This is a genomic window from Acinetobacter sp. PW68 (assembly GCF_020982655.1).
Classification (GTDB): domain Bacteria; phylum Pseudomonadota; class Gammaproteobacteria; order Pseudomonadales; family Moraxellaceae; genus Acinetobacter; species Acinetobacter towneri_A.
In genome coordinates, this window is record NZ_JAHZSX010000001.1 from 1,129,063 (window position 1) to 1,146,948 (window position 17,886).

Here is a 17,886-nt window from a genome sequence, read left to right on the forward strand (position 1 = left end):
GAATTACCATGCAAGATTTTGCGAGTTTTAGTTTTGATATTCCCAATGAAATCGAGACAGAAGTTGATTCGACCTTACAGCCAAAAATTAATTTAGTGAAGAAGTTATTGGTACAACCTCAAATACCTTCAGAGCAAGAACATACGATTAAGGTAATTAAAACCTCTATCGAAGAATCGATATTGTCCTTATTAGTTCAAATTGATTATGAAATTTGGGATGAAAGTTCAGGAAGAATTGATAGTTTAATTAATCAAATTATACGAAATATTTTGCATACTGAATTAGTGAATAAAAACGAAATATTACTAAAGATACCGACTACTTTTGACACGAGAGATTTTAAAAACTTTCTCAAACAGATCAATATTGATCTTAGTGAGCTAGGCACACATATTTCAACCAACTTTACACAACATTACTTTTATCATTCGGAAAATCAACTTACGTTCGTAAATTACTTGGGACACAAAATAAAGTTTGTTCAGAAAGACATATATGAACTACAGCTAGTTGATATTTATGATGATTATAATAAATTGATTTCAGAAAGCTTTGTTGGGTCTTCTGCTTGGCCATGGAATGATTTGAGCCTAACAGTCCAGCATCAGAGTGATTTAGAGCAATATAAACAAGTGAAACAAGCTCAAATTATCCTGTTGCCTTGTCAGTCGATGGATGACTTCTCTGACCTCTGTACTCTTGTTAAAGATAATTTGTTTAGCGAGACATATATTGTGCTTTGGGTGGGTGAACAATTTAATCTTGAACAACAAGATTTAATGATGAAGGTTTTAAATAGTCATGTAGCAAAATTAGATGGTATAAGTATTTTCCAGAAAAACCTGAAAACACTATATGGAAAAAATTTATGTGATTGGTTAAATACACACAATCGTCCTGTTATCAATCATAGTGTTGAAAAATTAAAATTTATTTTGCTGCAATTAAAAGAGAAATTGCGAAAAAAAATTGAGCAATTACAAAGTGAAATCCAGTTATATACTAAAGTTTGTCTTCATGAGGATGAATTTTCAACATACGAAAAAAACTTAGCTCAAGAAACTTTAAAAGAACTACGTAGCGATTTTCAAACCAGTAAAATTTTAATTGAACAATTTATAGAAAATGTAGATGCAATATCTCATTTATTTAAGAATATATTGCCAGAAGATTATTTTGAGAATGAAGCACAGAAGCAAGAATTTGACTATCAAAAAGCGCAAATGCTTTTAGAGAATGGATTTTATTCTGAAGCATTACAGTATCTGAAAGATCTAAATCAACAAGGCATGGATGTCATTCAAGATATTATTATAATCCTCGCTAACCATTTTGATGAGCTTAAAAATGTGAGTTTAGAGGAGCGTTTTGAGTGGATCCAAGCCGCAAGTAAGTTTTCTCCTAATAACAGTTACTTTCATAACTTATTAGGGATCTGTTATGAACAGGGTCTTGGCTGTGTACAAGACTTTGTTTTGGCATTTCAAGAGTATCAACTTGCATCAAAAAGTGATTCTGAATATGCAATGAACAAATTAGGAGAATTCTACTTAAGAGGTCAAGGTATAGCGGCGAATGAGGAAAAAGCATTTGAATGCTTCAAAGAGGCATCTGAAAAAAATAGCGATGCTAAATTTAATCTAGGTTGCTGTTATTTATATGGTTGGGGAATAGCTGAAAATGAAAGACAAGGTTTTAACTATTTAAAAGAAGCTGCTGAGCAAAATAATGTAAATGCACAAAATTTGTTGGCGGATTGTTATTTGTATGGTTGGGGTATAGCGCAAAATGATGAGCAGGCATTCCTTTGGTATATGAAAGCAGCAGAGCAAGGTTTTGTACCTGCACAATATTCAGTAGGGTGGTGTTATCTCTATGGACATGGCACATCGATTAATGATGGAATTGCTGTCGAATGGCTTTTAAAGGCAGCAGAATTTAATAATAGTGATAGTCAAAATTTATTAGGTGATTGTTTCTTAAATGGCTGGGGTGTAACTCAAAATGATCATCAAGCTTTTAATTACTATTTAAAAGCGGCTGAGCAAAATCATGCTGCTGCACAATACTCTGTGGGTTTGTGTTATTTAAATGAGTGCGGCACTGAAAAAAATCATAAAAAAGCGTTTGATTATTTTTTAAATTCGGCTACACAAGGTCATGCCAAAGCCCAAAATAGTTTAGGTGATTGTTACTTTTATGGTTGGGGTGTAGAAAAAAATAATGATTATGCATTTCATTGGTTCCAAAAATCGGCAGATCAAAATTACTCTGAAGCGCAGAGTAACCTAGCTTTTTGTTACCAATATGGAAGTGGAGTAACAAAGGACTTAAATTTAGCTTTTCAGTGGTACAAAAAGGCGGCTATGCAAGACCATCCAAGTAGTCAAAATCAACTAGGGAACTGTTATTTAAATGGTTGGGGAACTTTAGAAGACGAAAAAATAGCATTTGGTTGGTATGAAAAGTCAGCAAGTCTTGGATTTTTTGATGCTGAAAATAATTTAGGCCGATGTTACTCCTATGGTTGGGGGGTGCAGAAAAATCCGACTAAAGCATTTGAGTGTTATGAGCGTGCAGCAAATAAAGGATATGCTGGGGCACAGTATAACGTCGGTATTTGTTTATTAAATGGAGTAGGTGTTAAAGAAAATAAAAGGGAAGCTTATCAATACTTTGTACAAGCTGCAGAACAGGGAAATAGTGATGCTCAGAATATGCTGGGATTATGTTATATCCATGCACTTGGTACTCCAAAAGATGAGTATCAGGCAGCTCATTGGTTTGAATTAGCACGTCAGCAAGAGCATATTGATGCTTATTTTAATTTGGGCTGTGCGTATTTACATGGTATGGGGGTTGAAGAAAATAGAAATCAAGCTTTTCGGTATTTTGTAAAAGCATCAAAAAATGGACACATAGAAGCACAATATAATTTAGCAGGTTGTTATATAGAGGGTTGGGGTACTAGTAAAGATCTAAATTTGGCTAAAAAGTGGCTTAGAGAAGCAGCAGATCAAGGTCATAAAGAAGCGCTTCAATATTTACAAAGTTTATAAATCTGGATTTTTACAATGAATCAACCTCTTATACTAAATACTCTATCAACGATTTTAAATTCTGAATTCAGAACTGGTTTTATACGTAATGATTTACAGCAACAAATAAACAAAACTATCGGGATTACTGATGCTCAAAGTCTATTGAAGAAAGAGCAAAAGTTTAAGGAATTAGTTATTTGTTTAAACGAGTCGCTTTCTAATTATTATCTTGAGGAGAAAAAAGTTATTGGTTTTGGTGGAGGTTTTAGCGCTGGAAAATCTAGATTTTTAAATACGTTTTTAAATATAGATTATTTACCAGAAGCTTTGGAACCTTGTACTGCTGTACCAACTTATCTGGGATATAGTGAAACAACTACTTATTTAGCAAAGAATTTCTTTCAGCAGAATTTAGAGTTATCGCTAGAACAGATACAGCAATTAAGTCATCTATTTGATTCTAACTCAAAAGAACAGCCCCTGCAGTTAGCCCAATTATTAGCACATATATACGTAGGGTTAGAGAGATTCAAATGGCAGCATCTCACATTTTTAGATACGCCCGGTTATAGCAAAGCAGACAGCCAACATCAAAGCAGAACAGATGAGAAAATTGCATTAGAGCAATTGAAGCAAGTCGATCATCTTGTTTGGCTAGTGAGTGCTAAAAATGGCACGATCAGAGAGGATGATTTACAGTTTTTATCACAGATTGGGGTCCACAAACCAATATTTATAGTTGTCACACAGTCTGATTTAGTAACCAGCAAAGAGCTTCCATCAATTTTAGAATCAATAAAAGCTAATCTTAAGCGTGAAAATATTCATATCGAAGGGATTATGGCTTGGGCTGCTCCGATTCATTCGGTAAAAGGTCGGATGCTTTTAGGTGATGATATTCATGTATGGCTAGAAAAAATTAATACACCTATCCAAAATGAAAGTAGCTTTGAAAAGCTCATTACATTTATTGAAGACTTGATTAGAGGATTAGATAGTAAATCTGAAGATCTAAAGCAATTCATTCAACATCAGCAAAAGCTACAAAAAAAATTACCGTTAGATTTATCTCAAGAACTTGAAAAAAATTTAGATGAGAAACGTATAAAGCGATCGTTATATAAGCGTCATATTAAACAGCTTGTAGAAAGTCAAAGTAGTTTATATTTTGATTATGCAAAGCTTCAACTGGATCAGCATAAACAACACGATGCAATTAATTTTATGGTTGAAGCTGCATGTTTGGGTCTGGCAGATGCTTTAAATTGGTTGGAAAATGAAAAAAATAATTCATCGTATATTCAATATAAATTGGCAGGTATGTATGAACGGGGTGAGGGGGTTGAAAAAGATTTAGATTATGCAATTGATCAATATATCCAGGCTTTAATTGCAGGGAATGAGTCGAGTCTGAAGGCTCTAAATCATTGGGTAGATCAAGGTTATCAATATGCAATAGAAAAGCTTGCAAACTATTATGAAGATTATAAACATGATCTGTTACAAGCAGAACAGTATCACCAAATTTTAGTACAACAGTTTCTATGTCAACCTTCAATTGAGTGGTATTACCAACAGTCTTTAAGCGGTCCAATAGAGATTTTTCAATCTTTTAGAAAACATTTTGCATTGCAATCTCGCCAGTTAGAAATCCAATTTACCTATGCAAAAATTCTTTTTGCTCGCGGGGAAATAGACGAATCTATTGGAATCATGAGCAAGTATGTGGGGGAAGTATCCGTACGTAAGTGGCTAGAAAAGCATGAATCCTCTTGTCCACAAATTAGGTTCCAACTTGCTAAATTACACGCGATAGGTTTGTGTTATCCAAAAAATATTGATTTAGCATTAAATAAGTATAAAGCTTTAGTTGAAGATGATTATCTTCCAGCCTTAGATGCGTTAATACAATTAGCGTTAGAAAATAAGTTTGCTGAAGGTTTTATCTGTGTCGCACAGCTTTATGAAAATCAATTACAAGATATAGACCATGCAATTGAGTACTATTTAGAAGCAATTCAGCTGAAGAGAGCAGATGCTTTAAATTGGCTGATTATGAAAGCAAAAGAGGAATTACCTCAAGCAGTTTTAGCATTACGGAATTTATCTCGAGGAAGCAATCGTCAAGACCTACAATCAGCGTATATTCAATATCTAGAAAAGACAGCTACAGTTGATGATCCGGCACAAGCAATTAGTCTAGAAGCGGTGAATTTTAATAATAGAAAAGCATATGAGTGGATTCGAGTATGTGCTGAGAAGGGTAATGAGCAAGCTCGGTGGTACTTTATCGATTTTTATCAACATAAGTTGGTAAAATCTGAGGAAGATCGAAATCTAATTGCACAATATTGCTATACATTTGCTGTTAAAGGGGATGAAAAAGCTGTTTCACGTTTGTATCCTATCGCTGAAACTCACGGAGGTGAAGCAAGTTACGTTTTGGGGTTGATATATAGCTTCGGATACTCAGTAAAGAAAAACTTAAAAGAAGCAAGCTATTACTTTGAAAAAGGGCATCGTGATGGATTGGATGTTGCTAGTTATAACTTTGCCGCTATTCCATCTCAAAGCAATAAAAAGCCTTACAGTATATTAAAAAATGTAGCTCGCCATAATATTGTACCTGCTCAAAAAATCACATCATTGCCTTATAATTTATTTTATTTATTTGGAGTGTTAAGACCAAAACCGACTGACTTTTATTTAAATCCAACCAAGGGTTTAAGAATTCAGTGGCTAATTTTGTCTATCTATATTGCTATTATTTCAGGTGCTGGATATACAGCGTATAAACATCCAGAAATTTTACAAAATATTAAAAATAGTATTGTCAGTTTATGGGTGAGCGAAGACATAGATGGTGGAGAAACTTATATTGCAGAGGATACGTTTGTGGATATTTGGGATATCTATAATCATGCGGAGTTAATTTCTAAATTTTATCCACATTCTGACAAAGATATTCATATACAAGGTACTTATGAGTATAAAAATTTAGATAACGAAACTCGATATCTAGTACCAGTACTCAGTGATTATGATCAAGGAAAAAACGTATGTAACGGCTGTCAAGCTCCTATAGATTTCTTTGTATTTAAAAAGCAAGGAGAAGGCTATAAATTAGTTGCACGAAATGAGGAAAATACCATTTTGACTATTGGTCATGGAACAGATAATTCAATGGTTGATCAATTATCGGGTAATGTCATCTCATTTGGTACGAATAAACAAGGGCTGTTATTAACAAGTCGACTTGTAGGATCAGGGATAAGTTTAGAAGAGCCATTTTTAATTTTGATTGATGAACAAGAAGGGCAAATTCGAAATATTGCACATGATTCAATGAAACTTGAAGAAGGTGAGGGTTATATTGGAAGTAAATTTACTTCTAAGTATCAATTTGATGAATCATCAGAACATCAAGGAATTTTTGATTTTATTATCGAGCAAGAAGGTACAGCATTAAATGATAATCGTGAAGTGATTCCACATCATCGTAAACTCACTTATCGTTATACGGATACCCAATTTGAACTATTTAGCGATGAAAATTTATTAGCAAGTATCTCGAATCAAGAGGATGATTTAGATTTTCTCAAATGCTTAGGTTTGAAAGATGGTACTGGAAAACAGGATTTGAATAATAACATTCAGATTAAGCAATATTTTAAATTAGTAAATAATCCTGATGATTATTCAGGTGATTATTACGAAAGTATTTATAAGCCATTAGAAGAAATATCATTATTTGGTGCAAAAGTTAAATCATGGACTGCCGCACAAGGCTTTAGTGAAGTAATGGTTGATTCTGATATTGTGGAGTTAAGTGAAAATATAAATGTTGTGAAAAGTAATATTAATCATTATTTTAATCAAACACTAGTCTGGCATACGCACGATTCAGCTGATGATGAAATATATACTTTTACAAAGAGTAAAGATAGTTTGTCTGCTTATCTACTAAATCTTAAGAAGTCTTCTTCTAATGAGGTGATATATTCATGTCAACATATTTATGTAAGTAAAGAGGCGAAAGTAAATATGGATGAAAGTTATAAGGTTTTTTTGCAAAGTAGTATTGATAAGTTTATTAAAAGAGAAGAGTTTTAAAATTGAATAATATCGTGCACGTACCAAATATTGAATCCTCAATTAACCATTTAAAAACTATTCTTGAAAAGCATCAAAATCTTTTATTTTCTAATGATGTAGAGCGTTATTTATCTGAGTTAAGACTTTTAAAGAAAAATTATCAAATAAATATCGAAGCAGCTCAGCAAGAAGGCCGTAATTTAAAAATTGCGGTTGTTGGTCAAATGAAGGCTGGAAAATCTTCATTTTTGAATGCTTTATTATTTCCAATTGATGTACTACCTAAAGCAGCAACACCCATGACTGCAGCTTTAACACGATTAGCATATGCAGAACAGCCGTATGCTGAAATTGAGTTTTATAGTATTCAAGATTGGAATGGTATAGAACAATCAGCACACGCATATCAAGCACAATATGAAAAAATCGAACAGGAACTAATTACTGAGCAGCAAGAGCAAGCACCAAAGAGCTTATTTGGTCAAATGCGTAAGTTAAGTTCATCTTTAAAGCCACAAGTACAAGCATCTTCACTACTCATAGAAAGTAAGATTAGTCCTGAACTTCGTTCAAGCCATGAATTGGTACAGATGGCAAATAATCTAAACCTGCGTGAATATTTAGGTACTAAAAAGCGGATTTATGCTGAAAGTTTAGAAGATCTGGCTCAGCAACTTAAAAATTATGTAGGTAGCCAAGGAGAGTATACGGCTATCACTAAAATGTTTTCTATATACATTGATGATAAGCGTTTGCAAGGAATTGAGGTCTACGATACCCCAGGCTTCAATGACCCTGTGATTTCTCGTGGGCAACAAACCCGTGAATTCTTAGGGCAATGTGATGTTGTCTTTTTATTGTCCATTATTAATCAGTTTCTGACGGTTGCTGATTTAAAATTGTTACGAGAACAATTAACTTCAGCAGGGATTGATAACAAAGCAGTCTATTTGATTGGTTCACAACGTGACTTAGTCTTTCGTATGGATCGAGATATTTTAATCAAAGCACAGTTAATGGCACAAAAATATCCTATTGAAGTACGTTCACAAGCAACGATTGCTGCAATGATGCAATTGCTTGACTTAAAAGTTCAGCAAATGGCAGAGGCACAAATTTCCCAACATTTGAATAATCCCGATTTAGATCCTGCATCAAAAGCTTTACTGAATGTCATCAATCAAACTAAGCCAGAGTTAATCTCAGCATTATCATGGCGTATTGCAGAAGGATTGCCAGAACTGAATCTTGAGTTACAGGAACAGTATGATGCACTATGTCAGGATACGCAGTTTACATTCGAAGCGAAGCAGTTGAGAGAATTTTCTAATTTGCAAAAGCTTCATGTGTTACTTGGCCAACAAAAGCTAAGAAAACATGAATTATTACAGGCTAAATTAGAAAATTTAGAAAATGCACTTATTCAAAGGGTGGGAGCAATTCGCGTAGAATTAGGTAAACATATTGAACAAAAGATAGAGTTGTTAGAAAAAAATAGTATCGAAAGCTTATTGAAGCAAAAACAAGCGACGGAATATCATCTTCAACGTGGTAAGTCGAAAATTGATTTGGTGATTAATGATGAATCCTTAAATATAAAAAATAAACTCAATGTACTCATTCAACAATTAAAGGTTGAGCAATATCAGTTTTTGAATATTGAGACTTTGGAAGAAAAAAGAGTTGAGTTTGAAAAGTTTAAAAAAGAAGGATTTTGGGCTGAGATTGCAAGGGAGTTTGGCTTAGGTGGATATGGTCATCGTGAAAAAATCATCGTTACACCTTATGCTCGTGTTCAAGACAGTATTGAACAACTGGAACTATTTGCACAAAACTCAGTTGCTGCATTACAAATGCAATTAACAGAAATTGTTGATATATCGACAATACGTAAAAATGTAACGTTAGCAGCAATCAATTTGTTTGATACCAGTGATCCCGATTTTGATCTAGATTTTTTTAAAGTTCAAGTCAGTGAATGTCTTTCACAGTTTACTCCACCAAAATTAGAAATCGATATAGATAAAATTACTGATCGTTTAGTGTCAAATTTTGGTCTAGGCCATGTAACAAATGAGCAAATCCATTTACTCAAAAAAGCACATAAAAATGCTGTTCAGCAACTTTCTGAGCATATCATGCAGCTTGCTGAGGGAATACAGCAGGATATTCAGGAGTATTTTGATGATCTTCAACAAATCTTAGTGAATCGTATTATTAATGAAATTCAGCAAAATTTAGATAGTATGATGTTCGATATTCAGCAAAAAGAAGCAAGCATAAAGGGTCTTAATTTATTTAAATCACAATTATTTGAATTTGGCTAGTTCCTATATAAGTTACTAATCTATATTTATATAATTATTGTGCTTGTTGATTTATTTTTATTAACTCCACTATTAAAAAATATGAATAGTAGGAGGTTGTAAATAATTCTGTGTAAATACAGTTTTAAAAATACTTTGTTACACGCTCTTAAAACATGATACTAAAGCGATTCATGGCAGCTTTCCAATTCTGAATGGGCATCGTCCATTTTTTGCTTGCTGCCATAATTGCTAAATATACCACCTTTTTTCACGGAATCATCAGTTGGGAAGATTTTTCTTTTCGTAAGCGTCCGCTGAACCCCATGCCTATTTTTTAATTTGAGTTGGATTTCCAGCGATGTGGCAGTAATTCTTCTATTTGGGTCGCTTTATGCGTCGGCAGCCTTTTCAGCACATCACTTAAATAGGCATACGGATCCAAGCCATTCAGCTTTGCTGACTGGATTAAAGTCATGATATTCGCCGCTCGCTGGCCGCTGCGCAGCGAACCTGCAAACAACCAGTTCTTACGGCCCAATGCCCAGGGACGCATTGAGTTCTCTGCCCAGTTATTGTCAATGGGTAGATTGCCATCATCCAGATAGCGGCTTAAGGCTGGCCAACGCTTCAGACTGTAATTGATGGCCTTGGCGGTTGGAGAACTCGATGGCACCGTCAGATAATGTTGGTTGAGCCATTCATACAGTTGTTGCATCACTGGTTGACTATGGTTCATGCCGACATTGATATTCACGATTGGAATGCTTTTAAGGAAGATCTTGTTAAAGGCGATTATAAAATTTCTGGAATCACATCGGCTTATACAAATGCTTTGTGGGGGCGTGGGAGAATACGTAATTACTCAGATAAATATGATATTGTCGAAAATATTGATGAAATTTATATTGGTCATACAATTGTCAAAGAGCAGACACAAATCGACAATTGTCACTATATTGATGTAGGCTCATATTTTACTAAGAAGCTATGTATTGTTAAAGTCTAATAAAAGAAGGTGTAGTGGGGGAGTAAAGGGGTGGCAGAAGTAGCACTGGATGAACTAGAAGCAAAATGGGGCGAAAATATGGTGTGTTCATTCAGTCATGGCGTACCAAATGGCATCTTCTTTCCCCCTATTTCAAATACCCTTAAGCGATTAGGAAGCCGATTTACACCACCAATGCCGTTGAAGCCGTACATCGTCAATTCCGCAAACTAACCAAAACTAAAGGAGCTTTCCCCAATGAGGATAGTCTGATAAAATTACTGTATATTGGTACCCAACAGGCATCAGAAAAATGGACAAAGCCTATTCTGGAATGGGGGCAAACGATTACTCAATTATCCATTTACTTTGAAGGTCGATTAGATGATATAATTAAAATCTAGTCAAATTTAGTGACACAGAATTTGAGTCTGTAAATAATTTTGTGTAATTGCTTTTCATAAATTTAAAGGCGATTGCTTAAGCGGTCACCGAATTCAATAATAAAGCGGCTCATGGCTAAACGCCAGTCGCGAATAGGCATATTCCACTTTTTAGACGCTGCATCAATTGCCAGGTAAATCACTTTACGTACAGAATCATCCGTTGGAAAGACTTTACGCTTTTTGATCGCCTGACGTATTACGCTGTTTAATGATTCGATCGCATTGGTGGTATAGATGGCTTTGCGTATCTCGGCTGGATAAGCAAAGAAGGTATTTAGATTCTCCCAGTGTGTACGCCAGCTTTTGCTGATCTGTGGGTACTTGTCATCCCATGTTTGGGCGAATTGATCCAAGGCCATCAAGGCTGCCTCTTCAGTAGGTGACTGATAAACGGCTTTTAAATCCTGAGTGACCGCCTTGTAATCTTTCCATGATACATATTTCAAGCTGTTACGCAGCATATGGATAATGCACAGCTGGATATGGGTTTGCGGGTATACGCTGTTAATGGCATCAGGAAAGCCTTTTAGTCCATCCACACAGGCGATCAGAATATCCTGCAACCCTCGGTTTTTAAGCTCAGTCAGGACATTCAGCCAGAACTTTGCACCTTCATTCTCAGCCATCCACATGCCGAGCAGTTCTTTCTGTCCATCAAGATTAATGCCTAAGGCAAGGAATACAGCCTTGTTGATAACACTGCCATTATGACGGACTTTAACTACAATACAGTCCATATAGACGATGGGATAGAGTGCATCCAGCGGACGGTTTTGCCATTCAGCGACTTGCTCCTTAACAGCATCAGTCACCTTGGAAATAAGCGTTGGCGATACATCAGCATCGTACATTTCTTTGAAAGTAGCCACGATTTCACGGGTAGTCATGCCTTTGGCATAAAGGGATAGAATTTGGCTATCCATTTGCGTGATACGAGTCTGATTCTTTTTAATTAGCTGTGGCTCAAATGTGCCATCACGATCTCGTGGTGTGGTGATCTCAATCTCACCATCATCGCTCAGCACGGTCTTACTGGAATAACCGTTACGAGCATTTGAACCGTTCTTACGAGCATTCTTTTCATGTCCGAGATGTTCGGTAAGTTCGACATTGAGAGCCGTTTCAACAGTGAGTTTAGTCAACAATCGGGTGAATTGATTGAGATCGTCTTCTGTTTTGATTCCTTTAGCAAATTCTGCTGCAAGGTCTTTTAGTTTTTGTTCGTTCATCATGTTGCCTGACTCCGTTGTGAATATGAACATAGCAAATTCAGGCAATTACACAATTTAATTTACAGTCTCCAGAATTTTGAACGCCCTCGTTTGAATAGCGTGTAACCAAGTATCTTTAAAACTGTATTTACACAGAATTATTTACACTCTCATTAATGCCATTTCGCACTTGTTGCAAAATCCAGTCCTCATATTCTTGCAGTGTTTCTCGTAGCATATCCATAGGTCGTACGATATAGTGTCTTTCAACTAATGCACTTGGTTTATGACCTGATATCTGTGCTAAAGATCCTTCATTGATTTTTGCCCATATAGCTAATGTTTTATATGACCTTCTCAATCCATGGGGTGTAAGTTCAATATTTAGTTTTTTACATATTTTCTCTAAGCTATCGTAAGGATTGACAATATGACCACATTCAGCACCCTTACTGCTAAATATGAATTTAGAATCAGAATTTTTCCTTAGTTCTAAAAATAGGCTTTCAACATATGCCGTCAAAGGGATTAGGCGACCTTCATCTTCAATTTTATCTCTGACTTTTGCTGTTTTCCAACGAAAATCGACATCTGTCCATTTTAATGAAAGCAGCTCATTCTTTCTGCAACCAGTGATTAAACTACATATCAAAAAAATCGCTATTTTTCTATTAGTTAACTTATTTACCTCTTCAAACCATGGTTTTAGATGCTGTTTCATCAAACAATCATTCTTGGCTTTTGGGGAAGGGACTTTATCTTTAACTTTTTTTGAGTTGTATGATTTTGGAGGCACTAAGTTTTCATAATCCTCGTGTTCCTCACACCAATTCAGGAAAGCTCGTGTAAGTCTGTATGCTTTAGCTGATGTTGTTGGACGGAAGTCATTGTGATCAAGCCAATCGCATAATACATCTGCAGTTAATTCAGAAAGTTTGTACTCAAACAGTTGAAAAATGGGTTGATTAGCGTAAACACTATTTTTTTCAGGATCGTAACCACCTCTAGATAATTCGATATGATCCTGATAGCTTCTTGGTCGCCAATTAGGTTGTCTTGCTTTTAAATATTCAAACCATACATCTTTAAATTTAATAGTTTTACGCTTTTCTTGTTTTAGCAGTTCTTTATTATCAGCTAAAGCTTTCTTACGCTCGATTAATGGGTCAATCCCTTTGTGGCACATAATCGCCAATTCTTGTGCATATTTACGAGCATCATCTAATTTCCATATATCAACGTCACCAATTTTGATACGACGGTTTTGAAGACCAATACGACCTTGGAAAATGTAGCTTTTATTATTTTTAGGTGTAACTTTAACACCAAATCCAGGTGTTTTCTCATCCCAAAAGAAAGTTGGTTTAGTTTGGTCTGAGCAATCAATTTTATCAATTGTGGGTTTTGTTAGTTTCATTCTAGTAAGCGTCTGGTAAGCAAGTAGTAAGCAAAATCAATATATATTAATCAACAAAAAGAGTGAATAGTAAACTTTGTAAATTAAATAAGTATATGATAATATTAATTTAATAGTTATATCTTTTTGATTTTTAATCTTTATATTAACGGACTCATAATCCGTTGGTCGACAGTTCAAGTCTGTCTGGGCCCACCAAATTCATGTGTTTATATTGTAAAATACATACTTAAACCCTTAATTCTAAAAGAGTTAAGGGTTTTTTTATGTCTTAAGAATACTCAGGTGTACTCGTATAAAAACACCCTATTTGTATCCTGGCTTGTATCCTGTATAAAAAATAGAACTCAGGATACAGGAGCCTAGTTTAATCTAGGAAAATCAAAATTTTATGGCTAAATCTAAATTACTTACAGATACACAATATGCAGCATTAAAAGCAAAAGAATCTGAGTACAGAGTTTCAGATATTTCAGGTCTGTATTTAAAAGTTGGTGTAACAGGCAAAAAGTCATGGCAGTTAAGATTTAAGAGTACGGTTGGTAAGTGGACATGGCTTGGGTTGGGAAGCTACCCAGCAATCTCAGTCAAAGAAGCACGCTCGTTGGCTATTAAGTATCAAAATGGTGAACTCATTTTAAAAACTAAAAATGAGAAATTATTGGAAGCTAAACAACAAGAGAACCTATTGTTTGGTAATTTACTGATTAAATGGATGAATACGAAAAAAGGTGTATGGACTGATAAAACCTATAAGAAAGAGTATCAGTCGATAGAAAAGCATATATTGCCAGTATTTGGTCACCGTTTATTTAAAGAAATTTCCGCATCTGAATGGAAAGAATTTTTCAGAGAAAAACAATTAAATGAAGGGATATTCAATAGACTTGAAAAATTAATTTCGTATTGTCGTAATGCTTATGATTATGCAATTGATGATAATTTAATTAGCTATAACCCTCTCGCAAGAGTACGAAAAGGGCTAGTAAATCATACTTCAGGCTCAATGAAACATGTCGTAATGGATGAACTTCCCGATCTTGTTAATGCAATCCGTAATTATCGCTCTGAAACTACTAGCATTGGACTCGAATTGCTCTTGGTGTTGTTTCCTAGACCTGGTGAGTTGAGAGCTGCACGTTGGGATCAATTTAATTTTGAAACAAGAGTATGGCTTAGACCTGCTGATCTGATGAAAAGAAGAGTAGCTCATGCGATACCGTTACCGAAGCAAGCAATTAAATTATTGCTTCGATTAAAAGAGATTTCAGGGGATGGCAATGAATATTTGTTTCCATCAAGAAGTAATTCAAATGAAAAATTTATATCTGACGTGACCTTCACTTCAGCATTGAAAAGAATGGGGTATACTGGGAAGCAGAATCCTCATGGATTTCGCCACATTGCGAGTACTTTTTTAAATGATATTTTTAGCGATAAAGAACAAGTGATTGAATCAGCATTGTCTCATCAAAAAGCAGGTGTGAAAGGTGCATATGATAAAGGTGCTCACTTAAGAGAAAGGGTGGATGTTATGCAATTTTGGGCTGACCACTTGGATTCGATCTGCGGAGTAAGAATGTTTGATTAAAGTGTTCTTGTTATAATTTTAAAAGCTGAAATTTTATTTTCGGCTTTTTTTTTGCGAAACGGGATTATTGAAGATGTGATTTTTCTAATATGTGTAGATTAATGGGTTTTAACTGTTTTAATAAATTGATGAAAACTTTACTAAACCCTCATAGTCAAATAAATCCGATTTTAATGAAACTCCGTGAAGAAAATGTGTGGCGATGTTCAAGTAGCATATTGTGCAAAATTTTACAGATTAATCGTCAGCAACTTATCAAAATTCAAAATGCTGTTCCTAACTTTCCAAAACCCATGAGAGATCGAGATACTCGACAAGCAGTGATGTATTTTGATGTTGATGAGATTTTCAATTGGTACATGAATGAATTTCATTCTGATTTTTGAACTAAATTTAACGAATTGACACTATTGGAAAAATATTTTTTTTCTGATATGATTTTTTCTTTTTTTGAAAAAATATTTATGTTGGAAATGAATACACCACAATCAACTATGATTCAGGAAAATAAAGCGTTAGCTTTAAAGTTTAATGATGTAGCAAAAAAATTAGGCTTGTCGAGGACGGGACTAAACTTTTTGATCGCAAAGAATCCCGATTTTCCACGACCTTTTAAGCTTGCAGATGGTGAAAAAGCGCATAACTACTTTGATTATACGGAGGTGTTGAATTGGTATGAAATACAGAAAAAGAATAGGTCTTCTGTTAGTAGGAAACAATAAATTGGCTTATATGGGAACGTTTGGATAAAGGAGAAAGGCTCAAGGGGTAATTTTATAAAACCATGATGTGAATTTACTTTTAAAAAAATATTTCACGAGGAAAAAGCTATTTTGATCCTTGAAAAAAAAAACCACGTTAGGTGGTTTTTTAATTTTTAGGTCTTTTTTTTGTCTGATTCATATATGCATGGTTGTCTCTAGTCAGAGCCTAAAGAAATAATAAATTTCTCAATCATTTTGCGTTCCAACTCTGGTAATTCCTGTAAAGCATTAGTAATAGGATCAATCTCTGAGGTACTCATTTTTTCACGGCGTCCCAAGATGTAATCGGCTGATACATTAAGTGCGACAATGAGTTTATAAAAATTTTCTAATGAGGGTTTACGTGAGCCCGACTCAAAATGCGCAATAGAGGTTACGGGTATTCCCGTTTTTTCAGCAAGTTCTTGCTGTGTCAGCTTTCGTATCTTTCTGACTTCTTTCAATCGAATCTTAAATTCATTCGAGTCTAATTCAAGTGTCATTATTACCGCCAAATAGACAATAAAAACTTGACGTTTTGGTCATGTTTTTATATAAATATAGACATAGTTTAGATGCTTAATTGTAAAACGAGAAGCAACTAAATCATTACTTGATAAAAATCTAAATCAATTGAAGGCCAAACGATCATGATGGATTATTCTTCGAGTCGAATTTTGACATCGATGCATCCTAGTATTCGCCATCTCAATATTCGCAATGTAGCTAAAATTGTAGCCTCAAAAATTATTTGTAATACGCAATTACAGTTGCAATATAATCCTGACTTTTGTCGGCAACTGGGCGTATCAACTTATCTCAACACGCACATAGGATTAGCTTATTTCATTGATGATCGCTATTTTGACCATTATGGTTTACAACCAGAAAGCTTAATAAATTTTTCAGATGTCTATGCTCAATTGTTGCATGACTTTTATGAGTTTTCAGGTTATCAGCCAGATCAGCTAAGTTGACAAAAATAACTAATCATGCGAAAAAGTTTTTTTAGTTAACAGATGTTCACACATGCCTCGAATTGTTTCTGTACCACTTAGTTTAGAACAGCGAGAACGACTCATTTTTCTGGCCAAGCATGCAAAACATTGGCGTGAAAGACAACGTGCCCAAACTATTCTCTGGCTTTCTGAAGGTAAAAGTGTTGCGGAAGTTGCCACTCTACAAGAACGTATCCCAGAAACCATAAGGCTACAACGCCGACGTTGGGAATTGTATGAGTTTGAATCGATTAAAGAAGGTCATCGCTCAGGTCGGTACCAATACATTGATCTCAGACTATCAGGCGAAAATCCTAGATTGGGTCAATACAAGTCCACTCAATGCAGAACAAATCCGAGTCAAACTACATGAAGAATACGAAGTGTCCGTGTCTGTTGAAACCATTCGTAAGTTTTTACGTGATTCAGGTATGGTCTTCAAGCGTACCCGTCATAGCTTGAAAAAAAAGAGATCCGATTGCATTTGAACAAGCAACACAGCAGATTGAAAAATTACGAGAGCAAGCGGCACGTGGTGAAATTATATTAGGTTATGTTGATGAAACAGGGTTTTCATCTACACCTGATAACCGCTATGCATGGACAAAGATAGGTGATGTTCATGCGGTTGATGCAATAAGATTAAAACGAGTTAATGTCATGGGGTGTTTGCTTTCAACGGGGAAACTGGTGACAAGTTGTTTACAAGAGTCAGTTACAAGCACTTGGTTTTATGCCTATTTAACTGGAATAGCTCAACAAGTAAAACAGACTTATAACCTTCGATTGGTTCTTATTGTTGATAATGCCTCGATTCATAGAAGTAAAAAGATGGCTGATTACAGAGAGCTACTTAAAAGTAACTTTTCGACGAATTTGTATTTTATTCCAGCTTATAGCCCTGAGTTAAATCGAATCGAGATGGTATGGAAGCAGATGAAATATTATTGGCGAGATTTTCAAGTCATGACAGCTGATAAAATAGAGCAATGGGTGGAGAGAGTATCAAACCAATTCGGAAAAGAATACATGTTTACTTTTTAATGA

Annotated in this window: 10 protein-coding genes and 5 pseudogenes; 10 read left to right on the forward strand and 5 right to left on the reverse strand. The window is 35.0% G+C overall.

Features of this window, described 5'->3' with window-relative positions:
• The first annotated feature begins 8 nt into the window (after positions 1 to 8).
• Genes K1T76_RS05395 through K1T76_RS05405 form a run of 3 tightly spaced genes read left to right on the forward strand, consistent with a single transcriptional unit; the run spans position 9 to position 9,466 of the window.
• Entirely contained in the window at positions 9 to 3,062 is a 3,054-nt protein-coding gene (locus K1T76_RS05395; protein ID WP_230244469.1) for a tetratricopeptide repeat protein, read from the forward strand.
• A gap of 15 nt (positions 3,063 to 3,077) precedes the next feature.
• The gene (locus tag K1T76_RS05400) at positions 3,078 to 7,157 is read left to right on the forward strand and encodes a dynamin family protein (protein ID WP_230244471.1); all 4,080 of its coding nucleotides are present in this window, start codon (positions 3,078 to 3,080) and stop codon (positions 7,155 to 7,157) included.
• Between the two features lie 14 nt (positions 7,158 to 7,171).
• On the forward strand, positions 7,172 to 9,466 hold the full coding sequence (locus K1T76_RS05405; RefSeq protein WP_230244473.1) for a dynamin family protein: 2,295 nt from the start codon (positions 7,172 to 7,174) through the stop codon (positions 9,464 to 9,466).
• Positions 9,467 to 9,614: 148 nt separating this feature from the next.
• On the opposite strand, the pseudogene K1T76_RS05410 reads toward K1T76_RS05405, so the two are convergent.
• Together K1T76_RS05410 and K1T76_RS05415 are read right to left on the reverse strand one after the other, a co-directional pair.
• Positions 9,615 to 9,753 (reverse strand): annotated as a pseudogene (locus K1T76_RS05410) (IS256 family transposase); the annotation flags it as partial.
• A gap of 29 nt (positions 9,754 to 9,782) precedes the next feature.
• Positions 9,783 to 10,178: pseudogene (locus K1T76_RS05415) on the reverse strand (IS66 family transposase); the annotation flags it as partial.
• Between K1T76_RS05415 and K1T76_RS05420 the strand changes: the two are divergent.
• Together K1T76_RS05420 and K1T76_RS05425 are read left to right on the forward strand one after the other, a co-directional pair.
• Positions 10,176 to 10,454, forward strand: a pseudogene (locus K1T76_RS05420) (metallophosphoesterase); the annotation flags it as partial. The pseudogenes K1T76_RS05415 and K1T76_RS05420 overlap by 3 nt on opposite strands.
• Positions 10,455 to 10,484: 30 nt before the next feature.
• A pseudogene (locus K1T76_RS05425) lies at positions 10,485 to 10,837 on the forward strand (transposase); the annotation flags it as partial.
• A gap of 62 nt (positions 10,838 to 10,899) precedes the next feature.
• Here the strand turns inward: K1T76_RS05425 and K1T76_RS05430 are convergent.
• Together K1T76_RS05430 and K1T76_RS05435 are read right to left on the reverse strand one after the other, a co-directional pair.
• Positions 10,900 to 12,108, reverse strand: a complete 1,209-nt coding sequence (locus tag K1T76_RS05430; protein ID WP_042090285.1) for an IS256 family transposase — start codon at positions 12,106 to 12,108, stop codon at positions 10,900 to 10,902.
• Between the two features lie 130 nt (positions 12,109 to 12,238).
• Complete coding sequence (locus K1T76_RS05435) at positions 12,239 to 13,507, reverse strand: tyrosine-type recombinase/integrase (RefSeq protein ID WP_208011794.1); 1,269 nt, start codon at positions 13,505 to 13,507, stop codon at positions 12,239 to 12,241.
• Between the two features lie 391 nt (positions 13,508 to 13,898).
• Between K1T76_RS05435 and K1T76_RS05440 the strand changes: the two genes are divergently transcribed.
• The gene (locus K1T76_RS05440; RefSeq protein ID WP_043972784.1) at positions 13,899 to 15,098 is read left to right on the forward strand and encodes a tyrosine-type recombinase/integrase; all 1,200 of its coding nucleotides are present in this window, start codon (positions 13,899 to 13,901) and stop codon (positions 15,096 to 15,098) included.
• Positions 15,099 to 15,508: 410 nt separating this feature from the next.
• Positions 15,509 to 15,820: a helix-turn-helix transcriptional regulator gene (locus K1T76_RS05445; RefSeq protein WP_230244475.1), complete on the forward strand. Its 312-nt coding sequence runs from the start codon at positions 15,509 to 15,511 to the stop codon at positions 15,818 to 15,820.
• Positions 15,821 to 16,017: 197 nt separating this feature from the next.
• On the opposite strand, the gene K1T76_RS05450 is transcribed toward K1T76_RS05445, so the two are convergent.
• Positions 16,018 to 16,344: a helix-turn-helix domain-containing protein gene (locus tag K1T76_RS05450; RefSeq protein WP_043972788.1), complete on the reverse strand. Its 327-nt coding sequence runs from the start codon at positions 16,342 to 16,344 to the stop codon at positions 16,018 to 16,020.
• 147 nt (positions 16,345 to 16,491) lie between these two features.
• Here K1T76_RS05450 and K1T76_RS05455 point away from each other — a divergent pair, with 147 nt between their 5' ends.
• From K1T76_RS05455 to K1T76_RS05465, 3 genes and pseudogenes are all read left to right on the forward strand, one after another.
• On the forward strand, positions 16,492 to 16,818 hold the full coding sequence (locus tag K1T76_RS05455; protein WP_230244476.1) for a WbqC family protein: 327 nt from the start codon (positions 16,492 to 16,494) through the stop codon (positions 16,816 to 16,818).
• Between the two features lie 52 nt (positions 16,819 to 16,870).
• A pseudogene (locus K1T76_RS05460) lies at positions 16,871 to 17,327 on the forward strand (helix-turn-helix domain-containing protein).
• Between the two features lie 16 nt (positions 17,328 to 17,343).
• Positions 17,344 to 17,883 (forward strand): IS630 family transposase, encoded by a 540-nt coding sequence (locus K1T76_RS05465; protein WP_230245628.1) that lies wholly within the window; start codon positions 17,344 to 17,346, stop codon positions 17,881 to 17,883.
• The last annotated feature ends 3 nt before the right edge of the window (positions 17,884 to 17,886 follow it).